At 47.8% G+C, this 20,343-nt stretch carries 16 protein-coding genes; 5 read left to right on the top strand and 11 right to left on the bottom strand.

Going from position 1 to position 20,343, the window contains the following annotated elements:
• Nucleotides 1-54: 54 nt before the first annotated feature.
• The 3 genes from AC0YNZ_RS23750 to AC0YNZ_RS23740 form a co-directional block, all read right to left on the bottom strand.
• The gene (locus AC0YNZ_RS23750; protein ID WP_475828971.1) at nt 55-1,299 is read right to left on the bottom strand and encodes an ABC transporter substrate-binding protein; all 1,245 of its coding nucleotides are present in this window, start codon (nt 1,297-1,299) and stop codon (nt 55-57) included.
• Nucleotides 1,300-1,468: 169 nt separating this feature from the next.
• Nucleotides 1,469-3,013: a response regulator gene (locus tag AC0YNZ_RS23745; protein WP_475828970.1), complete on the bottom strand. Its 1,545-nt coding sequence runs from the start codon at nt 3,011-3,013 to the stop codon at nt 1,469-1,471.
• Entirely contained in the window at nt 2,991-4,823 is a 1,833-nt protein-coding gene (locus tag AC0YNZ_RS23740; protein ID WP_475828969.1) for a sensor histidine kinase, read from the bottom strand. The genes AC0YNZ_RS23745 and AC0YNZ_RS23740 overlap by 23 nt, the downstream gene beginning before the upstream one ends.
• 283 nt (nt 4,824-5,106) lie before the next feature.
• Here AC0YNZ_RS23740 and AC0YNZ_RS23735 point away from each other — a divergent pair, with 283 nt between their 5' ends.
• Nucleotides 5,107-5,952 (top strand): HAD hydrolase family protein, encoded by an 846-nt coding sequence (locus tag AC0YNZ_RS23735; RefSeq protein WP_475828968.1) that lies wholly within the window; start codon nt 5,107-5,109, stop codon nt 5,950-5,952.
• A 61-nt stretch (nt 5,953-6,013) separates the two neighbouring features.
• Here the strand turns inward: AC0YNZ_RS23735 and AC0YNZ_RS23730 are convergent, their stop codons facing one another.
• Complete coding sequence (locus AC0YNZ_RS23730; RefSeq protein WP_475828967.1) at nt 6,014-7,306, bottom strand: ATP-binding protein; 1,293 nt, start codon at nt 7,304-7,306, stop codon at nt 6,014-6,016.
• A gap of 226 nt (nt 7,307-7,532) precedes the next feature.
• Here AC0YNZ_RS23730 and AC0YNZ_RS23725 point away from each other — a divergent pair, with 226 nt between their 5' ends.
• Genes AC0YNZ_RS23725 through AC0YNZ_RS23715 form a run of 3 tightly spaced genes read left to right on the top strand, consistent with a single transcriptional unit; the run spans nt 7,533 to nt 10,161 of the window.
• Entirely contained in the window at nt 7,533-8,330 is a 798-nt protein-coding gene (locus tag AC0YNZ_RS23725; protein ID WP_475828966.1) for an ABC transporter permease, read from the top strand.
• A 10-nt stretch (nt 8,331-8,340) separates the two neighbouring features.
• Entirely contained in the window at nt 8,341-9,159 is an 819-nt protein-coding gene (locus AC0YNZ_RS23720; protein ID WP_475828965.1) for an ABC transporter permease, read from the top strand.
• Between the two features lie 21 nt (nt 9,160-9,180).
• Nucleotides 9,181-10,161 (top strand): ABC transporter ATP-binding protein, encoded by a 981-nt coding sequence (locus AC0YNZ_RS23715; protein WP_110773854.1) that lies wholly within the window; start codon nt 9,181-9,183, stop codon nt 10,159-10,161.
• An 81-nt stretch (nt 10,162-10,242) separates the two neighbouring features.
• Here AC0YNZ_RS23715 and mglC read toward each other — a convergent pair whose 3' ends face one another.
• The 6 genes from mglC to AC0YNZ_RS23685 form a co-directional block, all read right to left on the bottom strand.
• Nucleotides 10,243-11,259 carry a galactose/methyl galactoside ABC transporter permease MglC gene (gene mglC / locus AC0YNZ_RS23710; protein ID WP_475828964.1) on the bottom strand — a complete coding sequence of 339 codons (1,017 nt, stop codon included), beginning with the start codon at nt 11,257-11,259 and terminating at the stop codon, nt 10,243-10,245.
• A gap of 30 nt (nt 11,260-11,289) precedes the next feature.
• Nucleotides 11,290-12,807, bottom strand: coding sequence for a sugar ABC transporter ATP-binding protein (locus AC0YNZ_RS23705; protein ID WP_475828963.1), 1,518 nt, complete (start codon nt 12,805-12,807; stop codon nt 11,290-11,292).
• A gap of 106 nt (nt 12,808-12,913) precedes the next feature.
• Nucleotides 12,914-13,924, bottom strand: coding sequence for a galactose ABC transporter substrate-binding protein (locus AC0YNZ_RS23700; RefSeq protein ID WP_475828962.1), 1,011 nt, complete (start codon nt 13,922-13,924; stop codon nt 12,914-12,916).
• Between the two features lie 112 nt (nt 13,925-14,036).
• Nucleotides 14,037-15,020 (bottom strand): substrate-binding domain-containing protein, encoded by a 984-nt coding sequence (locus AC0YNZ_RS23695; RefSeq protein ID WP_475828961.1) that lies wholly within the window; start codon nt 15,018-15,020, stop codon nt 14,037-14,039.
• The gene (locus AC0YNZ_RS23690) at nt 15,020-16,768 is read right to left on the bottom strand and encodes a cache domain-containing sensor histidine kinase (RefSeq protein WP_475828960.1); all 1,749 of its coding nucleotides are present in this window, start codon (nt 16,766-16,768) and stop codon (nt 15,020-15,022) included. The genes AC0YNZ_RS23695 and AC0YNZ_RS23690 overlap by 1 nt, the downstream gene beginning before the upstream one ends.
• Complete coding sequence (locus AC0YNZ_RS23685; protein WP_475828959.1) at nt 16,768-18,417, bottom strand: response regulator transcription factor; 1,650 nt, start codon at nt 18,415-18,417, stop codon at nt 16,768-16,770. The genes AC0YNZ_RS23690 and AC0YNZ_RS23685 overlap by 1 nt, the downstream gene beginning before the upstream one ends.
• Before the next feature lie 266 nt (nt 18,418-18,683).
• On the opposite strand from AC0YNZ_RS23685, the gene AC0YNZ_RS23680 reads away from it, so the two are divergent.
• On the top strand, nt 18,684-19,064 hold the full coding sequence (locus AC0YNZ_RS23680; RefSeq protein ID WP_475828958.1) for an SET domain-containing protein: 381 nt from the start codon (nt 18,684-18,686) through the stop codon (nt 19,062-19,064).
• 61 nt (nt 19,065-19,125) lie between these two features.
• On the opposite strand, the gene AC0YNZ_RS23675 is transcribed toward AC0YNZ_RS23680, so the two are convergent.
• Nucleotides 19,126-19,869, bottom strand: a complete 744-nt coding sequence (locus tag AC0YNZ_RS23675) for an SDR family oxidoreductase (protein WP_475828957.1) — start codon at nt 19,867-19,869, stop codon at nt 19,126-19,128.
• Nucleotides 19,870-20,343 lie beyond the last annotated feature (474 nt).

The raw sequence follows: 20,343 nt of genomic DNA, 5'->3' as shown, positions 1-20,343 counted from the left end.
CCGCAAGCTGGAACGGGAACCTGAGGGAGAACGTTTAATCTAAGGTCAGTACGATTATTTTGTTCCCGCTTGAATGCTGTCCAAAATCTCCTGCGGCGTCTTTTTGGCACCGCCAAGAATCGTCGCCTCAAGCTGATTGACCAGCTCATCCTTGAACTTCTTCGATTCCGCCGGGTATGCGAAATCAGAACTGTAGTCCATCGCCGGTTGAACGGCTTTAAACTCCGGATTCGCATCGAAATATTTGGCGGATAGGCTGCTGACAGCCGAATTGTTGCCGATAGCGAGGAAGTCCGTCTGGGTTTTCTCATTTGTCATGTAGTACGCCGCTTGCAGCGCCGCATCCTTATTATCCGAGTCTTTCAATACGACGTATGCGTCGGATATCATCGTGCTTCCGTCAGTTGTCCCTTTCGGTACCGGTACAACCGCGTACTTCAGGTTCGGCGCGGCATCTTTCAGAAAGCCTTTGTACCAGTAACCGCCCGTAGTCATAGCCGTTTTGCCATTGGAGAACACCTCTCCGTCCCAGCCGTAGCCGAGCGACTTCGGCGTTACTGCTACGCCTTCCTTATATAGGTCGAATATTTTTTGAAGCGCCTGTACGTTCTCCTTGCTGTTGACCGTCTTGCCGTTGCCCCAATCTCCGCCGTAGCTCTTCACATAATTGCTGATATGGTACGGATCCAGGTTAATCGTAATACCGTAAACGTCTTTGCTCGTCAGCTTCTTAGCCGCTGCTTCGACTTCATCCCAAGTGGTCGGGTACGCGCCGAGGCCGGCATTTTTCCACATATCTTCATTGATGAAGAACATCGCCGGCGAGCTGCTGTTCGGAATGGCGTACAGCTTGTTGTCCACCTTCCAGATGTTCGTGACGGACTCGGTGAATTTGCTCATGTCCACGCCCGTGGATGCGACCAAATCATCAAGCGGTGCAAATAGTCCTTTGCTGATGTACTCGTAAGAACCTTCATTCGAAACTTTAATAAAATCAGGTGCGACATGCGCCGCTATCTCACCAGGCAGAGCGTTCCAGAACTGGTCACTGCTCGGATACTGTTTGATCTTCAGCTCAATGTTCGGGTACTGCTCTCCGATAGAATCCGCGGCCGCTTGATAGATCTTCAAGTCCTGCGCCGTTCCCCAAAAACCCATCGTTATCGTTGTTTTTTTGCCGTTGTTGCCCGCGCCCCCGGCTGCTCCGCTATTTTTGTCTTTGTTGCTGCAGGCCGCAAGCGCGAATAAAAGCATGAAGGATAGAATCAACAGGATTGAATTTTTCACATTTTTTCTCATTTTCATCCCCCTAAAGATGTAATGTTGTCCAACTAGACGTATCATAACGTGTCCGCAGACAAAAAAAAATTAATCAAATAATGATTAATTTAATGAAATGCACATCTTTTATGTAGCCTTCCCTTAATCTGAAAGCACTTTTATTCCTGTTTACTTTTCTTTATTGAAATCAACCTGTTTCCCTGCGGTAATCCTTCGGGGCCATGCCGACATATTTTTGAAACACGATGGCAAAGTGAACCTGGCTTTTGAAGCCGACCATCTCCGCGACCTCGTAGATTTTAAAGTTGGAGTCCTTCAGCAGCTCCTTTGCCTTCTCGATCCGCACCTCATTTAAGTAATCGAATAAGCCCCGGTTGACCTCTTGCTTGAACAGTCTGCTAATATAATTGGGACTGTTCTGGAATAAATCCCCGAGCATTTTGAGCGAAATCGGTTCCTTGTAATTGGTTTCGAGGTACTGCAGGATGCGTCGGACCAGCGGATTATACTCTTTGACGAAGCCGGTAATCTTCTCTTTCAGCTTGACGTTGAACAGCTTGTGATAATAGGCGGACAGCTCCTGGAACGACTCAATTTCCTCCGCTCCGCTTGCCTGCATCCAATAGTCTTCCCCATTCTGAAACATAAACAGCAGGCCCTCATAGGTTTTCTTCACATCCCGTTCGGTCAACAGTTCGTGCTGCTCCACCAGCTGTTCCCAGCCCTGCATATTTTGCGCGAACCGTTCGTACTTTTGCTCCATAAGGCCGCTTTTCATCCCGGTCACGCAAGTTTGAAGCTGCTCCAGCAGCTGCTCATCGTTTCCTTGACGGGGGCGGTAATAGAACAGCGGTTCGTCGGGTTGATAAAATTTCGTCTCAAGCGCCTGCTTGGCCTGCTGAAACGCCTGTGGGACATTGCGAAGCGAATGAAACGGTTCGCTGATGCCGAATACGGTGTCGATATTCACGAACCGCTTGAGCGAGGAATGAATCAGCACCACCATATCGTTAACATGCGAGAACGCGGCCTGTACGCTTTTCGATTGGCTGTATCCGAAAATGACAGCATACCGATTTTCATCAACGTGAACGAATTCGGCTTCGCATTCTTTGGCAAGTATCTCGGAGAGCAGATGACGGATCGTGTTTGGCAAAATGACTGAGCTTTCCTTAGCGTAACGCTTCATGATCTGCGCATACAGCTTCACAGTGAACAAGACAACATACAAATTCCCTTCCGGCAGGCCGGTTATACCAATCTGTTCCCGCTGTCCGTGTCCGGTGAGCAGCTGACGCAGCGCATCTTCCTTGCCTTGCTTGGAGTTGTCTGCCCCCGTTGCGCTCTGCCCCCCGGTCACGGCCAATTCCTCGTTTAACTTGTTCAATACGCTGATCACTTCGTCGACATTCATGCTCGGCTTATGAAAATAATCAACCGCTCCCAGTTTCAGCGCTTGCTTCACATGAATAAAATCGTCAAAGCTGCTTAAAATGATCACTTTGGCGCTAAGTCCCTGTTTCCGAATCTCAGTAAGCACTTCGATGCCATCCTTCTTCGGCATCTTGATATCGAGCAGCACGACATCCGGCTTCAGCTCCGCAATGAGCCGAAGCGCCTCCTCTCCGTCGGCCGCTTCGCCGACGATCTCGATGCCTGCTTCCTTCATGCCGAACGATGATTTAATGCCGATCCGCACCAGCGGCTCGTCATCCACGATGACGATTCTCATTCGTATTCACCTCTTCTAGGTTCCGGATGATCGGTACGACGACTGTCGCAACGGTTCCGCCACCCGGTTTGCTTGTAATGTCCAGCCCATAGCTGGCACCGAAATGCAGCTTGATTCGTTTGCGGATATTTTTTACGCCGATCGAATTCAACTCGTTGGCCGAATGGCCGATTGACGCAAGCTCCTGCGCTGTCTGCTCCATGCCTCTGCCGTTATCCGAAACGGTCATGACCAGGCTGCCCGCTTCCTGATGGATGCGAACGCTCAAATGCCCTTTATAAGCAATGCCATCAAAGCCGTGGAACACGGCATTCTCGATCAAGGGCTGTAACAAAAATTTGAGCGTGTAGCAGGATGCCACCTGCGAATCGAAATCGAAGTCAACATCGAATTTATTAAAATAACGGAATTCAAGAATTTTCGTGTAATCCCGGATAAACGCCGCCTCTTCGGCAACGGTGACGAAATCATCCTCCGCCTTGGCGGTAAATCGTATGACTGATGAGAACGCCGTCAGCGCTTCCTCAATGCCGGAGGCCCCCTGAATCTTCGCCATCCATTTGATAGCATTCAGCGTATTGTACATGAAGTGGGGCTTGATCTGAGACTGCAGCGCGAGCAGCTCCAGCTTCCGCTTATCCTGCTCTTCCCGGTAAATCTTCGCGATAAGCCTTCTGATCTCTTGGAGCATATTGTCGATCGTAATGCTGATCTTGCCGACTTCCCCCTGCTGGATATCGATCGTCACGTCCAGATTGCCCTGAGCCACCAGCTTCATCTTTTTATGAAGGTTCAGAAGCGGCCTTGTGATGCTGGTCGCGATATAAATGGACGTCAAGATCGACAAGCCAAGCAGCACCAGCAGCGAGATGGTTATCGTTCGGACGATCGTATTGACGAAGCTGAACAGCTCGTTCTTCGGAATAATGGTGACCGCCTTCCAGTTCGTGACACCGGACGTTGACACGATCATGAAGTGGTCACGGTTCTGCCTGGTCTCCGGCTGATCTTCGCTGACCTGCACGTAATTGTCTCCGATGATATCGGCAGCGGGCTGCCCGATCTCGTTCTTATTTTTGCTGTAGATGATTCGGTGATAATCATCCACTAGATAGAAACGAGTATGCTCGGTAAAAGGAATGTCGCCCCATAGCGTCTTGAGCTTATCGACGCTAATATTGAGCAGAATCAAACCAAGCACTTCCCTCGAATACGGGTCGACGATCGCCCGCCCGATGGATACAATCGGCTTCGCGTTAGGAGACATCAGCTTATCGGGATGCACGCCGACCGCCATGTATTCGCCGTTCTTGTTGATGACGGCTTTAAAGAAAAGCTCGTCCGAAAACCCGTTCTCCAAATAATGATGGTTCATATAATCATCGTTGCTCCTGCCGATGATGATCCGGTTCTTGGTTTGATAAATAACGATGGAATCGGTCAGATCGGAATACAGCAGCATATTGTTTTTCACGATGGCCCCGGCTGTATCGTAATCAAGCTCCCGCTCGTATAGCGGGTACGGCAGCGCCGTATAGTCTTTATGCATCATCTGCAGCAGCGTCTTATCCTGAACCGGATACATGGACAGCCGCAGGATCGGATGCAGCGACGTTTCGATGTTTCGGATAATTTGCTTATTATTTTCCACTGCCGCGTCTACGATCATGGATTGGTTTGAATCCATGTACAACCAGGACAGCGTCCCTCCGATGATGACGAACGGAATTACGATAATGCATGCGAAAGCGAGTATCAGCTTTGCCCGCAGGGTCGACTGCCGAAAGCGTTCTTTGATGGAATTCCACATAACTCAGGCCACTCTTCTTCTATATAAAATAAGGAACGCTATCTATCTTAACGCAGAACGCCTTTCATTTCAGCACAATTTTACCAGCTAGCGTATACGACCTGAAAGAATCCGGCTTGCTTGCGAACAGCCATACTCGCTGTAAGGATTCCCCATGCCGGCAAAACAGATGCGGCCTTGGAAAAAATATTCATCATAAGGCTTTCATAAGTTATAATAGTTAATCGGCAGGGATTGACCGCTTCACCGATAAATTACCTGATCCGATACGGGGGGTTCTATTATGGACAATTTGCCTAAACATTTCCTTACCGATCTCGACGGAACGCTGCTGCAATCGGATGCGTCCTTGTCCGAGTATACGATTAACGTCATTAACAACGCTTTGAATCAAGGAATTATCATTAGTTATGCAACCGCAAGAAGCTATATCAGCTCTCACAAAATCGTTTCTGTTATTCCATGGAAATATCCTATTATTTTATATAATGGCGCCGTTATTTTTGATCCGGTTTCATCGAAGGTTATAGGCGGATATTGGCTGGATATCGAAACGGCGAATGAAATCATTAAACTGGGAAGAGGACAAGGCCTGATCCCGTTTTTATTTGCGCTGGATGAGGAAGATAAGGAACGCGTGCTGCATGAGAAATTGCTCCGGACCGGTGACTTGAAATTTTACGAAAGCCGCCCTGGCGATCCTCGCTTTGGAGAAATGCCGCAGCTGGAATGCCCCGATTCGTTTAGAACGCTTATCATTACCTATATTGGACTGCTAGAAGAGCTTGAACCGTTAAAAGCTGAGATACAGCAAAAATTCGGAAAACGGATTCATATCCACCTTATGAAGGATCAATATATAGAAAATCACTATTTTCTGGAGTTTAGCCACCGCATGGCTGATAAAAAAGAAGGGCTTAGACATTGGTCCGAGCTTATGCATTGTCAGCCTGAAGAAGTGACGGTTTTCGGAGATAATCTGAACGATTTAGGGATGTTTGAAGCGGCAGGAACCAAGGTCGCCGTGTCCAACGCGCATACAGCGCTTATTGAGCTGTCAACGCATGTGGCAGAGAGTAACGATGAGGACGGCGTTGCAAAATATATTGCAAGCGTGACTGTTAAATAAATAAGGGATGCCTATCGCGAATACGTGTCTGCATCCCTTGCGGCCGGTCAATCCTGAATGATTATTCAACTGGAAGAATGATTTCAACGGTTGTTCCTTGATTAACTTTACTTGTTATTGACATCCTCCCTCTGTGACCTTCTATTATTTTATTCGTTACCATTAATCCGAGCCCCGTGCCTTTCTCTTTGGTGGAATGAAACGGTTCGCCCAGCTTGGGCAGTTGTTCCTCAGGGATGCCGATGCCTTGATCAATAAACCGGATTAATATTTCATTAGGCTGAATATTTTTAACTTGAATAAGGATTACGCCTCCATCGTCCATCGCTTCCAGAGCATTTTTAAGAATATTAATAAAAACCTGCTTCATCTGATTTTCATCGCACTTGATTAAAGGAATGCCACAATCATATTCCGTTATCATTTGTACATTCATCAGATTTGCTTGTGCGCCAAGCAGCATGACGATATTACGAAGTATGCTTTCCACATTTTTTTCTTCCTGAGAGCGGACCGCCTGCGGATTCGAAACAATCATAAATTCATTTACGATAAAATTGATTCGTTCGATCTCGGCTTGCATAATCTCAAAATAGTTTTTATAACCAAGATCTTTTGAATTTAATAGTTGTAAAAACCCTTTCAAAGAAGTCAATGGGTTCCGGATTTCATGCGCAACTCCCGCTGCCAATTGCCCTACTACAGAGAGCTTTTCAGACTTCCTGATCATTTCCTCCGTTCGCTTTCGCTCCGTTATATCTCTCATCACATTTTGAATCACGGGTTTACCCAAATATTCATCAATACAGATGCAAGAGGTCTCGACGTCTATAATTTCTCCATCCATCCGGATAATCTTCTGTTCAATGCATTCCGAACGTTCTTCCGTCGGTATAATAGACTGAATTCGTTCTGTTACCATCTCATGATAGTCAGGATGCAAGAAATCAAAGAATGGTTTACCGATCACATCCTCAATTCTGGATGCCCCGACTACTTTCAAAGCAGCATCATTCGCATAGATCAAAATACCGTCGCTATGGATGGTGATGGGTTCAGGCGAGAGCTTAATGATTCTCCGGTATCTGGACTCGCTGTCGCGAAGCATTTCTTCGATTTGATTCCGCTTAAAATTGTTACGCTGCATATATAAATAAAGCAGCCAAGCCATTGCTACGATAAAGAATACGCCTTTAATCGTTTGTATTCTAGTTATCGTTTCCTCATTCTTGAATATTACAAATAACATATAATCTGTAAATACTATCCACAATCCTGTGATAATAATAAAGGCAAAAACGATTTTTAAAATTTCAAATCTTTCATTGGACTTTTTCTGTCTACTTGAGCCCATCTAATTTCCCTTCTTTTCTCTATGTTTTAGCTCGCAGAAGCTTATATTATTCGAAGACTTATTTCCTTAACAAGTGAACATTCCATATGAGGGTGAACTTTTCCTCCTTTCTCGTGAAAATGTTTACAAAGTTCATATACGAAGTGTAGAATTTTGTTGCAACCGCTCTCACGTACTCTTATACTGATAAATATTTACAATAGAGCGTAATTTAAGGGGGTCGTCTATGCTGTATGCTTATTGGTACATTACAAAAATGAAGCTGCTTACCGGATTGGCTTACCGCTTTGAGGTTTTTGCTTCCATAGGCACCAATCTCATTCTGATGCTGGCATCCGTATTCCTGTGGAAAGCCGCATATGGCGGAGGAACCCAGCAGGTTAATGCCCTTAATCTTCAGGATCTAACTACCTATACCATCCTGTCCATCATGCTTTCATCGGTATACGTCTGCGGCGTCCAGGACACCATTTACCGCAAAATCCGGGATGGACAAATTGTTACCGACTTTTATCGCCCCATCCCTCTGCTTGCCTGTTATTTGGCTGACGATATCGGAGGCATGCTGAGCGCACTGATCAATAAAGTACTCCCTCTTTTCCTGTTCGCTGCTCTCTTCTTTGGCGTACCATGGCCATCTTCCGGCATTAGCCTGCTGCTGTTTATCCCCTGCTGTCTATTAAGCTACGGCATTTTATGGCTGCTTAGCGCGCTTGTAGGCTTAATTGCATTCTGGGTTATGGAGATCGGCAATATGGGCATGGTCAAAGACAGCATCGTTCGCGTATTGTCCGGCAGCATCGTGCCGCTCTGGTTTTTTCCGGAAAGCGTTCAGACGGTATCGAAATTTCTTCCTTTTCAATATACCTATCAGACCCCGCTCGGCATTTACATAGGCAATATCGGAACTAGAGAGGCACTCGCGGCCATGGGTATTCAATTCATATGGATTGCCGTCTTGTTTATACTGCTTGCGGCCGGATGGAAGCGAACCAAGACGAAGACATTAATTCAAGGAGGCTGAAAAGCACACGATGGTATCGTCCATACGTCATTACGCCTCTGTTGCAGCCTGTTTTGCCCGGCTCGCTATTCAGCGGCAGCTTGAATATCCGTTATTTTTGTTCAGCTGGCTCCTTATGATTCCCATCCAGTATTTCTCTGGCATATGGATGCTGAAAATCATCGTCGACCGCTTTCAGCCCCTGAACGGCTGGGATTTTCCCGAGCTTACGTTTCTATACGGTCTAGGCCTGATTAGTCATGGCATTTTTGTCGTCTTCTTCATCAATACATGGCATATCGACCACATGGTTATTGACGGGCAGTTCGACCGGCTGCTGCTGCGCCCAATGAACGTCTTTTTCCAGCTGGTCGCAAGCTATGTCAACTTTATCGGCCTCATCGACTGTATTCCAGGTATTATCATTTTCATCTATGGCTGCCAATTAGTCGGCTTCGAGTGGACCTTCTTTAATGTCATTAAGCTTCTCCTGGTGCTTGCTGGAGGCGTATTCATTCGCGCCGCATTATTCATTACGCTAGGGACGATTGCTTTCTGGACCAAACGAAATGCTTCCATGGTAGGCTTTGCCCTCGGCATGCTGGAGCGTGGAACGATGTATCCGCTCACGATTTATCCGCATATCATCCAGACGCTCTTCACGTTTTTGATTCCAATCGGGTTTATCAGCTTCTATCCGGCAGCCCAGTTTCTAGGGAAAAGCAGCGGCGGACTGCAGCTTCCGATTAGCTTCGCACTGATGACTCCGGCTGTTGGACTAGTATGCTTCTTCTTGTCGCAATGGATTTTTCGAATCGGAATGAAAAGCTACGAGAGTGCTGGCTCATAATAAAGCGAGGTGCAGGCAAACGTGGAAGCCGTAATTGAGGTTAATGATTTAGTGAAGGAATATATCGTAACGAAAAAAGAAAGCGGACTGCGGGGAGCGCTCAAAGGTCTCTTGTTTCCTGAGAAAAGAACGGTTCGCGGGGTGGACGGCATCAGCTTCTCGATTAATCCCGGAGAAATCGTCGGGTATATCGGCCCTAACGGTGCGGGTAAAAGCACGACCATCAAAATGTTAACCGGCATTTTACATCCAACCTCCGGATCTATTAAGGTGTGCGGCATCTCACCGCAAGCGGACCGGAAATCTGTCGTGCGCAAGCTCGGGGTCGTATTCGGCCAACGGACGCAGCTTTATTGGGATTTGCGGCTTGGCGAATCATTCGAGCTGTTAAGGCGAATCTATCAAATCGATAAAACCAGCTATGAAGAAAGCTTGGCCATACTGAGCGACGTGCTCAAGCTAAACGAGTTTATCAACACGCCGGTGCGTCAATTGTCTCTTGGGCAGCGCATGCGCGGCGACTTGGCCGCAGCCATGCTTCATTCGCCTTCCATCCTGTTTCTCGACGAGCCGACGATCGGCCTCGATGCAGACGCGAAGCATGCCATTCGCAATTTCATCAAGGAAATAAACCGTAAACGGGGAGTAACCGTTATCCTAACGACACATGACCTTGATGATGTCGAGGAGCTATGCAGCCGTTTAGTCGTCGTCAATCACGGAAAAGTCGTGGAGGACGGTCCCATCGAATCGCTTATTCATAAGTTAACGCCGCATCGTCTGCTTGTCGTTGAGCTGGAGCATCCCTGCGATGATCTGGCGCACCCTTCTGCGGAAATCATTAAATGTGACGGGCTGAAAATCTGGTATCAGTTCGAGAAAGAACGCATATCCGCAGCAGAGCTTATTTCCGATCTGTCGCAGAAGCTGCCGATTCAGGATTTGAGCGTGAAGGAGCCTGACATCGAAGATGCGATCCGGGAAGTGTACAAAACGACGTAAAACTGAAAACACACATCGAGAAAACAAAAAACGGCTGTCTCCCGGGTTTTTAGACCTTTTGAGACAGCCGCTTGAAGCTTATTACTTTTTCGCTACATACTTCCGAATATCGAATGCGACGGCAACGACGATAATCAAGCCTTTAATAATCAGCTGCCAGTTCGGATTAATACCGATATAAGTCAAACCATAGTTGATGACGGTGAAAATGAGAACGCCTGCGATAATTCCCTTCACGCGGCCTACGCCCCCGGTCGTCGAAACGCCGCCGACGACACACGCCGCAATGGCATCAAGCTCATACATGTTACCATAGTTGTTCGACGCGCCGCCTGTGCGCGCCGCTTCCAGTACGCCGGCCAAGCCGTACAAAGCGCCTGCGATCGCATATATCCACATTAGGTTGCGTGCAACGTTAATACCGGATACATGCGCCGCCTGAATGTTGCCGCCAATCGCGTACATGTTTTTGCCAAGGCGGGTTTTATTGAATACGACCCAAACGATAAAAGCTACGAAAATAGCGATGAGAACGATATACGGAATGGAGAATTGACCGCCGCCAATCGCGCCTGTTCCAAGCTCCGTGAAATCCTTGCGCAAACCGCCGATCGGCTGCGAGTTGTTCGGCGGCATATCGAAGTAGAGCGAGTTCGCTCCGTAAACCGCGACCATCGTGCCGAGTGTCGCAATGAACGGCGGAACGTTAAACTTCGCTACTATGATACCGTTTAGAAGTCCGACCAGCAAACCAACCACAATCGCAATAACGATCGGGATAGCGAGCCACAGCTCAGGCATGTTAGGAAAAAACTTGCTGGCGTAATCCGGCATTTGCAGCATCGATGCGGATACGACTGCACTGAGGCCGACTACGCGGCCTGCCGACAAGTCTGTGCCCGCGGTAATAAGTACAAAAGCAGCGCCAAGTGCAATGATAACCCTCGTCGAGGATTGCACCATCATATCTCTAAGCGTTGTGATCGACAAAAAGTTTGCATCGATAATTGCGATTCCTAAGATCAATGCGACAAGCACAATCCAAATTGCGTTTTGCGAAAATATATTTTTCAGCTTTAAGCCTTTAGCAGCGTCCATTTGTCTTAACCTCCTTTAAATCCTCTACCATTAGCCCGTCTGTGCCGCGAGCCGCATAATACTTTGTTCACTCGCCGTATTGCCGTTTAGAATGCCTGTCGAGCGCCCTTCCGACATCACCATGATGCGGTCCGACATCCCGATCAGCTCCGGCATTTCCGACGAGATCATAATGATGCTCTTTCCTAGCTTCGCGAGCTCGATAATAATGCTGTAAATCTCGTACTTCGCGCCGATATCGATGCCCCGTGTCGGTTCATCCAGCAGCAAAATATCGGGATCGGTAAGCAGCCAACGAGCCAGAAGCACCTTCTGCTGATTGCCCCCTGATAAATTACGGATAAGCTGATCGACAGACGGCGTTTTCGTTTTGAATTTCTCAACGCCACTCACTGCCTCTTTTCTCATCTTTGACTCATTCAGGAAGCCGAAGCGGTTTTCGTAAATGCCCAAGTTAGCAATGGCGGTATTCTCCATCACGGACAAGACTGGAAAAATACCGGTTACCCGCCGCTCTTCCGTTAGCAGCGCTATTTTGTGCTTCTTCGCATCAATAGGCGACTTAACGGTAATCGGCTTGCCATTCTTATAAATAGCACCCGATTTCACAGAACGAAGTCCGAACAGCGCTTCGACCAGCTCCGTCCGCTGCGCGCCGACAAGACCGCCTATGCCAAGTATTTCCCCTTTGCGAAGCTCAAACGATACGTCTTTAAAGGAATGCGCATGCGGCGAAGTTAACCCTTCCACCCGCAGCATGACATCTCCAGGCTTGTTGGTCCGCTCCGGGAACCGTTCAGATAAATCGCGGCCAACCATACGGGTAATAATGGTATCGATCGTCAGCTCAGGCGCCGGCCAAGTGCCGATATATTTACCGTCCCGCATAATCGTAACATCGTCCGATATGCGCAAAATTTCTTCCATTTTGTGCGAAATATAAATAATGGAAACGCCGCGTGCCCGCAGCTTGTTAATAATAGCGAACAGCTGCTCTACCTCATTGCCTGTAAGCGATGAAGTCGGCTCATCCATTACGATAATTTTCGAGTTGAACGATACCGCTTTGGCAATTTCGAGCGATTGAATTTTGGATACCGACAACTCGCCGACAAGCTGGTTCGGGTCGATTGCCATATTTAAATCCTCGAACAGCGCTACCGTGTCGCGGTACATCTTTTTATGATCAATGAACCGGAAAGGCGGAATGCCTTTGACCGGAAATCTGCCAAGCCAAATGTTTTCCATCACGCTGCGCTGCGGCACCGGATGAAGCTCCTGATGAATCATGGAGACGCCGTAGTTCAATGCGTCTTTCGAGTTTTTAATGTCGACCTTCTGTTCATCCAGAAAAATTTCGCCGGCATCCGGCTTGTAAATGCCAAACAAGCATTTCATCAATGTAGATTTGCCTGCGCCATTCTCGCCCATGAGAGCGTGAACCGTGCCGGGCCGTACTTTCAACGTTACATTGTCCAGCGCTTTAACACCCGGAAAAGTCTTCGTAATCCCATTCATTTCAAGTAAATAAGGATGCTGCTTTGCCATCGTATAGCCTCCTTTTGTCCAGTCCGCCAAGCAAGCGGGCGAAAAAAAACAGGGGCAGCGCAAGTGCCGTTATTCCCCTGCTCTTGATCATTCATCTCTGTACGTATTATTTGCTCTCTTTTGTTACCTTTTGGTACGGAATCCAAACATATTTGCCGTCTGTAATTTCAAAGCCTGTATTTTCTTTCGTCGGCGTTTCGCCTTTCGCAAGAACATTCATAAGCTCTACCGTCGCTTTACCTTGGTTTTCCGCATCGTTCAGAACGGTACCGAGCAGTGTGCCTTCTTTAAGCGCCTGTTGTGCAGGATCCGTTGCGTCTACGCCGACAACCGGCATATATTTATCGCCTTTGAAGTAGCCTGCCGCTTTCAACGCTTCGATTGCTCCAAGCGCCATATCATCGTTGTTTGCCAGAACCGCTTCGATATTGTCACCTTTGGACGAAAGGAATGCCGCCATTTTCTCTTGTCCTTTTACGCGGTCCCACATCGCCGTGTCTTCCGCAAGCTTCTCGACTTTAATGCCTGCATCCTGAATCGCCTGTACGGAGAATTTCGTCCGCAGCTCAGCGTCTTGGTGACCCGGCTCGCCTTTTAGCATAACGTATTGCAGTACGCCGTCGCCGTTTTTATCGGCCTCCGGATGCGCTTTCCAGTACTCCGCAATAATTTCGCCTTCCATCGTACCGGACTCTTCAGCCTTTGCGCCTACAAAAAACGCTTTATCCCATTTCGCCAAATCATCTGCAAGAGGTTCGCGGTTAATGAATACGACCGGAATGTTCGCCTTTTGCGCTTTGTCGATAATAATGCCTGCAGCCGTACGGTCAACCGGATTGACCGACATCGCTTTTACTTTTTTCGTAATAAACAAATCGACTTTATCATTTTGTGTCGGCTGCGAGTTTTGACTATCTACGATGTCTACTGTCAATTTACCCTCTGCCGCTTTGTCAATCGCGTTTCGCACGCCGCTCATGAATGTATCGTCAAATTTATAAATCGCCACGCCTGCTTTTGCAAGGCCGCTTGTGCTTCCCTCGCTGTTAGAACTTCCGCAACCTGCCGCTGTAACCGCTAATGCTCCAATAATGAAAGCAGCTGTCCACTTTTTCATCTTTATAACCCCCTGGTGGATGAATTAACTACTCCTTCATTATGTCGTAGTTTGCGGATGATTCACATTTAATATCCTCATCACTTTTATTAAAATCCTCATGTGTTTGCGTTTATTGAACGACAGGGAACAGTAATTTTTGATTTTTAAGCCAAAACATATTTTCTTTTGTAATGAGCTCCACGCTCATTTCCACCCGGGATGGAATCGTTCGGCCCTGCGCAGCCTCGATCGCATGCTTGACGCTGAGATAACCCATACTGAACGGATTTTGCACGATTAATGTCTGCAGCTGATTTTCCTGAAGCAGTTCCAGAAGCTCGGGCGAGCTGTCGAAACCAACCAGCTTAATCTTATCGCCGGCTTGCCTCCGCTTAAGCTCCAGCGCTACTCCAATCGAAGTTTCCGTATTCAGCGACAAAATGCCGTCAACCTTCTGCTTGTCCAAGATGCCGCTAACGGTTTGCTGGCATGCCCCGTATTCCTCCGAGCATGTTTGGCGGTCTACGAGGTGAATGCCCTTATACTCCGCTACGGCATCACGGATGCCCCGCTCCCGCAGCGCGCCGTTAATGCCTCCTTTGTTAAACGCAACGATAGCGATGTCTCCTTCGCCTCCAAGATGCCCGGCCATCTCACGCAGCGCTTCTTTCCCGGCAAAGTAGTTGTCCATACCGACATAAGAAGCCGTCTTCCCCGACGTCAGAATGCTGTCGACCGCGATTACGGGAATATGCCGCCTCGCGGCTTCCTTTAGGAACGGCTCGAATGCCGCATCGGCGTTCGCCCCGAGAACGATGGCACCCGGCTGCGCTTCCAGCGATTGCATCGCCGTTTGCAGCTGACCCTGGACATCCCCTTCATCGGCTCCGGCGGATACATGAAGGTTAATGCCGAATTCCTTAACGGCTGTCTGCGCCCCCATCGTCACATTTTGCCAGTAGTCTCCTTTGCTTGTGCGGAGAATAAGCTGTATCGTCTCGCCGGTTTGCTCCTGCTTCGGCTGCTTGCTACCTGGAGATAGCGCAGAGTACAGCAAGAAGACCGCTATGATCAGGAGCAGCCAGCTGACTATGCTTCCTTTGTTTTTAAACATTAAGAACGGTCCCCTCCTTCGATTTGCTTAGGTATAAGAGCGGGGAACCGAATCGTAACGGTTGTGCCGACCTCCTGCTCGCTTTCGAAATGAAGCCCATATGCATCGCCGAAATAAAGCCGGATCCTTTCCTGCACGTTCTTAACGCCAACACCCGATCCTTTCGAACTTACGGCTGTTCCCGACAAAATTTTGCCCAGCTGCTCTGCAGACATGCCGAGCCCATTATCGCTAACCTTGATGACCACTTCGCTGCCGTCAAGCTTTACGGATACAGCTATATGGCCCTTATCGACGGACGGCTCAATGCCGTGCATTAACGCATTCTCGATGAGCGGCTGTATGATAAGCTTCAAGGTTACAAAAGAGAGCGCCTCCTCCTGCATATCAAAGGAATAGTCGAATTTATTTTTGAATCGCATTTGCTGAATGATCAAATAGTTGCGCGCATGCTCCATCTCATCCGCAATCGTAATCAAACTCTTTCCTTTGCCTATGCTGATTCGGAACAGCTTGGACAGCGCGGTAATCGTCATAATGACCTCTTCGTTCTTATTCATGCCAACCATGCGTACGACCGTGTTTAACGTGTTGTATAAAAAATGCGGATTGATCTGCGCCTGCAGCGCTTCCAGCTCATACTTTCGTTTGCTCTCCTGCTCCGTTACAATCCGATTCATCAGCTGCTTGATGGTACCGATCATAATGTTAAACCGATCCGCCAGATGCTTGATTTCAAGCGGTCCCTCGCCGCTGACAGTCAGATCGAAATCGCCCCGCTCCACGCTTTTCATCGATAGCTCCAGACGCCTGATAGGCCTTGATATACGGCTGGCTACCAGGCTGGACAATAGAAACACAATGAGCGCTAATGCGATCAGCAGCTTAGTCATCGAACGGTTCAATTCCGAGCTTGTCGTCATGACCTCATCCATATACGATACGCCGACCACCTTCCAGCCTACGTTGCCGATCGTTTGGACGCTTATCATTTTCGCTTCCTCTGCAGATTCGTCGATAAAGCTGCCATAGGTATACTTAAGCGCTAGCTCGACATTCTCTTCCTTCAAGTTCGCATAAATGAGCTCAAGCTGCGGGTGATACACGATGTTGCCCGCCGATTCGTCGAGGATGTACACATACCCTTTCTGCCCAAGGCTGATCCGCTCAGACAGCTCGTCAATCGTGTTGAAATTGACATCCATCAGCAGCACGCCATGCACCTGCTTGCCGTTATGCTGGACGGTAATGCTTTTGCTGAGCGATACGACCCAGCGGAACTGCTGCTTGTACAAATTCTGCACATGGGGAAGCGATATGGACAAATGGCCTGCGGTATCGAGCGCGCTTCGGAACCAGCCTTCCTTCGAAACCTGCAGCGTGTCCTTCAATTCGACGTTCGGCAGGTCGAGCATAAGCTCCCCCTTATCGTCAAACAAGGCAAGCGCTACCGTATCGGTACGCGTGGACATCATCGATTCCAGCTGCCTTCGCATCGCATCGGAGCTCACATCATCGCTTTTGCCGATTGCATGATGCACCATGTTGAACAGATCCGATGTCACCTCCACATAATTTTCGAGATTATAGCTGGCTTGATCGACGATTTGCTGCGAGTTGCGAAACGCATTTTCCTTGGCGGTCGCCGAGAATCGGCCATACAGCACACCGCTGACAAGCAAAATAATGAAAATAGAAAACAGCGTGATCGATACCGTTAAAATATACTGAATGCTTCTGCGCTGCATCACTTCTCCTCCGCTAAACCGCTTCTATATTCTTTTGCAGACACTCCCGCGTATTTCTTAAAGCTGAGGCTGAAATAGTTCGGGTCTGCGAAGCCGACCTTTTCGGCAATTTCGAATGCTTTAAGCTCCGTGGTCCGAAGCAGCTCCTTGGCCGCCTCCATACGAAGCTGCAGCAAATAAGTGCCGAACGTCATTTTCAGCTCTTTCTTGAACAAACCGCTGAAATAGCCTGTGCTAATATGCAGCTGCGCGCAAAGCTTCGATATGGATAAATCACTTTCGTGATAGTGGCTCTTCGTATAGCTAACGGCATCCTCTACAATTTGCTTATACGTATGCTGCCTGCGGCTGGCGATGCGGCTGCGCACCTTCGCACACAGCTCGCCGAACCATGCCTTCGTTTCCTGCACGCTGTTCAGCTTCTGATATTGATTCAAAATCCCCCATCCCCCCGCGAATATATCATCGGTCTCGTTATCATGGACTTTTGTCAATTTGATTAGCGCCGTTACCATTTCGAGCAAATAATGCTGGTATTCGTGTACAGGCGCCTGACTGCGGGAGATTTCGTCGAACAGCCCCTCTATTACCTCTTCCAGCTCCTTCTCTGTACCCAGCTTGATCGTGCGAATCAGATTCTGCTCCTTCCACTCGTCGAAGAGAAGCTTCTCATGAACGCGGTTTTCCATATCATCGATGCAGATGATCAGGTTATTGCCGAGAATGCGCCGATAATCGAGAGCTACCGTGGCAGCTTCGTACGCATATTTCAGGCTGCCGATATCCCGCGTAAACGTTCCGACGCCGATCATAACCGGAAAGCGTAAAAATCTCTCGATACTTTGCAATATTTCTTTCAGCGCGTCCTGCGTTTGCTCCATGATTGGCACGGCATCTGCCAGCGGGCTTACCGTGAACAGCACAACCTGATCTTGATGGATGAACACTTTTCCCAGCTCATGCCTCGTCCAAATTTCACTCGCAATGTTGCATACGGAAAACAGCTTCAAGTCCAAATCGGTAGACGAAGCCAGGGAATAGGAAGCCGGCTTCTCAGCGGGCTCATCCGCATTCTCCGAATGGTTCACCGCAATAATCGATACGACATAGCCTTGCCCTTCCAGCTGCAAGCCGTATTTCGCCGCTTTCACAGATATATCCCTACGCAGCTGCTTGCGGGTGATCAAGGAAGAGAGAAACTTCTCGCGAACGATGGGCAGACTTGTGCGGTAATGCTCCTCCAGCAGCGCGATATTACTCCGCTTCTCCCGCTCCTCATCCATCCGCTTCGCCACTTCCGCAATCGTGTCCGTCAGCTGCTCAGCTGAGAACGGTTTCAAAACATACGCCTCCACCTGCAAATGAATTGCTTGCTTGGCGTATTCAAACTCATCGTAGCCGGATAAGATGACGATACGGGTAATCGGGTACATCTTCCTGGCCCATTCCGAGAGCTCCAGCCCGTTCATGTATGGCATACTAATATCGGTAATGAGCACGTCAGGCTCCATTTTCTCAAACAACTCCATCGCTTCCTTGCCGTTTCCCGCTGTTCTTACCTCCGAGAAGCCGCAGCTCTTCCAGTCGATTTCTATCATTAATCCGTCTGTAACTTCCGGCTCGTCATCAACGAGCAGCAGCTTGTACATATAGCTCCCCCTAAAAACATTGCTTTGGGCACGACGCCTTGTTAAAGGCTTCCTGCCGCCACTATCATTTTGCCACAGATTTCGCCTTTGTAAATAAAAGATCATTTTGATTTGTATAGCGTTTGTCATTCACATAGCTTATTATTCGTTTTGTATTTCACCGGTGCTGGCTATTTGCTCATAAAATTGCTATATTACGTAAGATGAGTTAGATTTCTTATACAGATAATAGACTCCTTAGACTAAAGAATGTGCAGGTGGCAATCATGATTGAGATAAAGACATCCAAGCTTAGTGATGGAGAGTTAAATAGAGGGGTTTTTGCGACACGCGATATTGCAAAAGGTGATCTGATACACGAAGCACCGGTTATTCCCTTCCTAAATGAGGAGCATGTTCACATAGAGAAAACGATACTTGCCGATTACGTGTTTGAGTATGGCGCTAACCATACGGCTATCCTGCTGGGCTATGGCATGCTGTTCAACCATTCCTATACGCCTAACGCCTATTATGATCTTAATTTTGACAATCACACTGTCGATTTCTATGCCCATACTGCGATAACCGCAGGGGAAGAGATCCTCATTAACTATAACGGCGAGGTCGATTGTGAAGATCCTTTGTGGTTTAATGAAACGAAGTAACAAAAAGAGGCAGGTCAGCGCAAAATACGCTGATCCGCCTCTTTTGTTTCTGCTTGCATGCTTATACAAATCCCCCGTTAACACGAATCGTTTGACCGGTTATCCACTGTGATTCCTGACTGGACAGAAACATGACAATCCTCGAAATATCCTCCGGCTCACCCAATCGTCCAAAAGAATTCATATTCGCAATCGCAGAAATTTGTTCCTCCGTTTTTCCAACTGTGAAGAGCTCCGTGTTAACCGGTCCAGGTGCGACCGCATTGATCGTAATCCCTTTAGGACCAAGCTCCTTGGAGAGCTGACGCGTAAACTGTTCAACCGCGCCTTTCGTTCCTGCATACACGCTGTAGGCTGGGAACATTGAACCGTTAACCGAAGTCGAGAAATTAATAATGCGTCCATTATCGTTCATATGTCTAGCCGCTTGCTGGCAGGCAAAGTAAGTACCCTTCACATTAATAGCAAACTGCTTATCGAAATCTTCTTCCGTCATGCTCGCTATTGGCTTCGTAATCATAATGCCGGCGTTATTGATTAGAATGTCTACTTGCCCGTATGCTTCAATCGTTTTGCGGAACAACATCTCTATTTCGGCCACACTGCTAATGTCCGCTTGAATCGCTACAGCATCTCCGCCCCGCTGCTTAATGCCGTTCACAACTTCCTCTGCTTTGCCCGGGTTGCTTGCGTAATTTACTACAACCTTCGCCCCATTCCGGGCTAATTCCTCAGCGATTTCACGTCCGATTCCTCTCGATGCACCCGTTACCAAGGCTACTTTGCCAGCTAATTTATGCTCCATAATTGATTCCTCCCCGGAATGTTTTCTTATATTTTGATTATATGCGCATGACGAACGAATAACAAGTGACAAATTTATATTTATGTCACTTGTTTTAATAATATGATTTGCAATTGGAATTCACTCATTATGAAAAGTTAAACTAGCCCATGGTATGTCGATAGACTGTTGCCCAAATGCTTATATAGTGGGGTTTGTTCTGCCATAGATCTATTTTTTAGACTTATTTCTGCGAATGGAGCTGGTTTGACAGAAATAGATCTAGATTCTAGATCTATTTTCAATGGAAGGTGCCTAGATGCTCATTTGGTGAGGGGTTATGCTGCAATAGATCTTTTTTCTAGACTTATTTCTATGAATGGGGGTCAAGTCCATATTTATGTGTAAAATCTCATCCGTGTTATCTGAAATGATGCTAACGAGTTTTACGCCATTCGTGGTATGAAGACATATCCATGAATTTACGGCTAGACT

It is taken from the genome of Paenibacillus sp. J2L1-98 (assembly GCF_056269405.1).
The sequence above is the reverse complement of the archived record's forward strand: the minus strand, read 5'-3'. Positions and strand labels throughout refer to the sequence as shown.

What these genes read in the sequence shown, in the direction of transcription:
- AC0YNZ_RS23685 (WP_475828959.1), bottom strand. Translation starts at nt 18,417, where the DNA reads ATGTACAAGCTGCTGCTCGTTGATGACGAGCCGGAAGTTACAGACGGA.
- AC0YNZ_RS23690 (WP_475828960.1), bottom strand. Translation starts at nt 16,768, where the DNA reads ATGCAGCGCAGAAGCATTCAGTATATTTTAACGGTATCGATCACGCTG.
- AC0YNZ_RS23740 (WP_475828969.1), bottom strand. Translation starts at nt 4,823, where the DNA reads ATGTGGAATTCCATCAAAGAACGCTTTCGGCAGTCGACCCTGCGGGCA.
- AC0YNZ_RS23750 (WP_475828971.1), bottom strand. Translation starts at nt 1,299, where the DNA reads ATGAGAAAAAATGTGAAAAATTCAATCCTGTTGATTCTATCCTTCATG.
- AC0YNZ_RS23725 (WP_475828966.1), top strand. Translation starts at nt 7,533, where the DNA reads ATGCTGTATGCTTATTGGTACATTACAAAAATGAAGCTGCTTACCGGA.
- mglC (WP_475828964.1), bottom strand. Translation starts at nt 11,259, where the DNA reads ATGGACGCTGCTAAAGGCTTAAAGCTGAAAAATATATTTTCGCAAAAC.
- AC0YNZ_RS23700 (WP_475828962.1), bottom strand. Translation starts at nt 13,924, where the DNA reads ATGAAAAAGTGGACAGCTGCTTTCATTATTGGAGCATTAGCGGTTACA.
- AC0YNZ_RS23675 (WP_475828957.1), bottom strand. Translation starts at nt 19,869, where the DNA reads ATGGAGCATAAATTAGCTGGCAAAGTAGCCTTGGTAACGGGTGCATCG.
- AC0YNZ_RS23720 (WP_475828965.1), top strand. Translation starts at nt 8,341, where the DNA reads ATGGTATCGTCCATACGTCATTACGCCTCTGTTGCAGCCTGTTTTGCC.
- AC0YNZ_RS23745 (WP_475828970.1), bottom strand. Translation starts at nt 3,013, where the DNA reads ATGAGAATCGTCATCGTGGATGACGAGCCGCTGGTGCGGATCGGCATT.
- AC0YNZ_RS23705 (WP_475828963.1), bottom strand. Translation starts at nt 12,807, where the DNA reads ATGGCAAAGCAGCATCCTTATTTACTTGAAATGAATGGGATTACGAAG.
- AC0YNZ_RS23680 (WP_475828958.1), top strand. Translation starts at nt 18,684, where the DNA reads ATGATTGAGATAAAGACATCCAAGCTTAGTGATGGAGAGTTAAATAGA.
- AC0YNZ_RS23735 (WP_475828968.1), top strand. Translation starts at nt 5,107, where the DNA reads ATGGACAATTTGCCTAAACATTTCCTTACCGATCTCGACGGAACGCTG.
- AC0YNZ_RS23695 (WP_475828961.1), bottom strand. Translation starts at nt 15,020, where the DNA reads ATGTTTAAAAACAAAGGAAGCATAGTCAGCTGGCTGCTCCTGATCATA.
- AC0YNZ_RS23730 (WP_475828967.1), bottom strand. Translation starts at nt 7,306, where the DNA reads ATGGGCTCAAGTAGACAGAAAAAGTCCAATGAAAGATTTGAAATTTTA.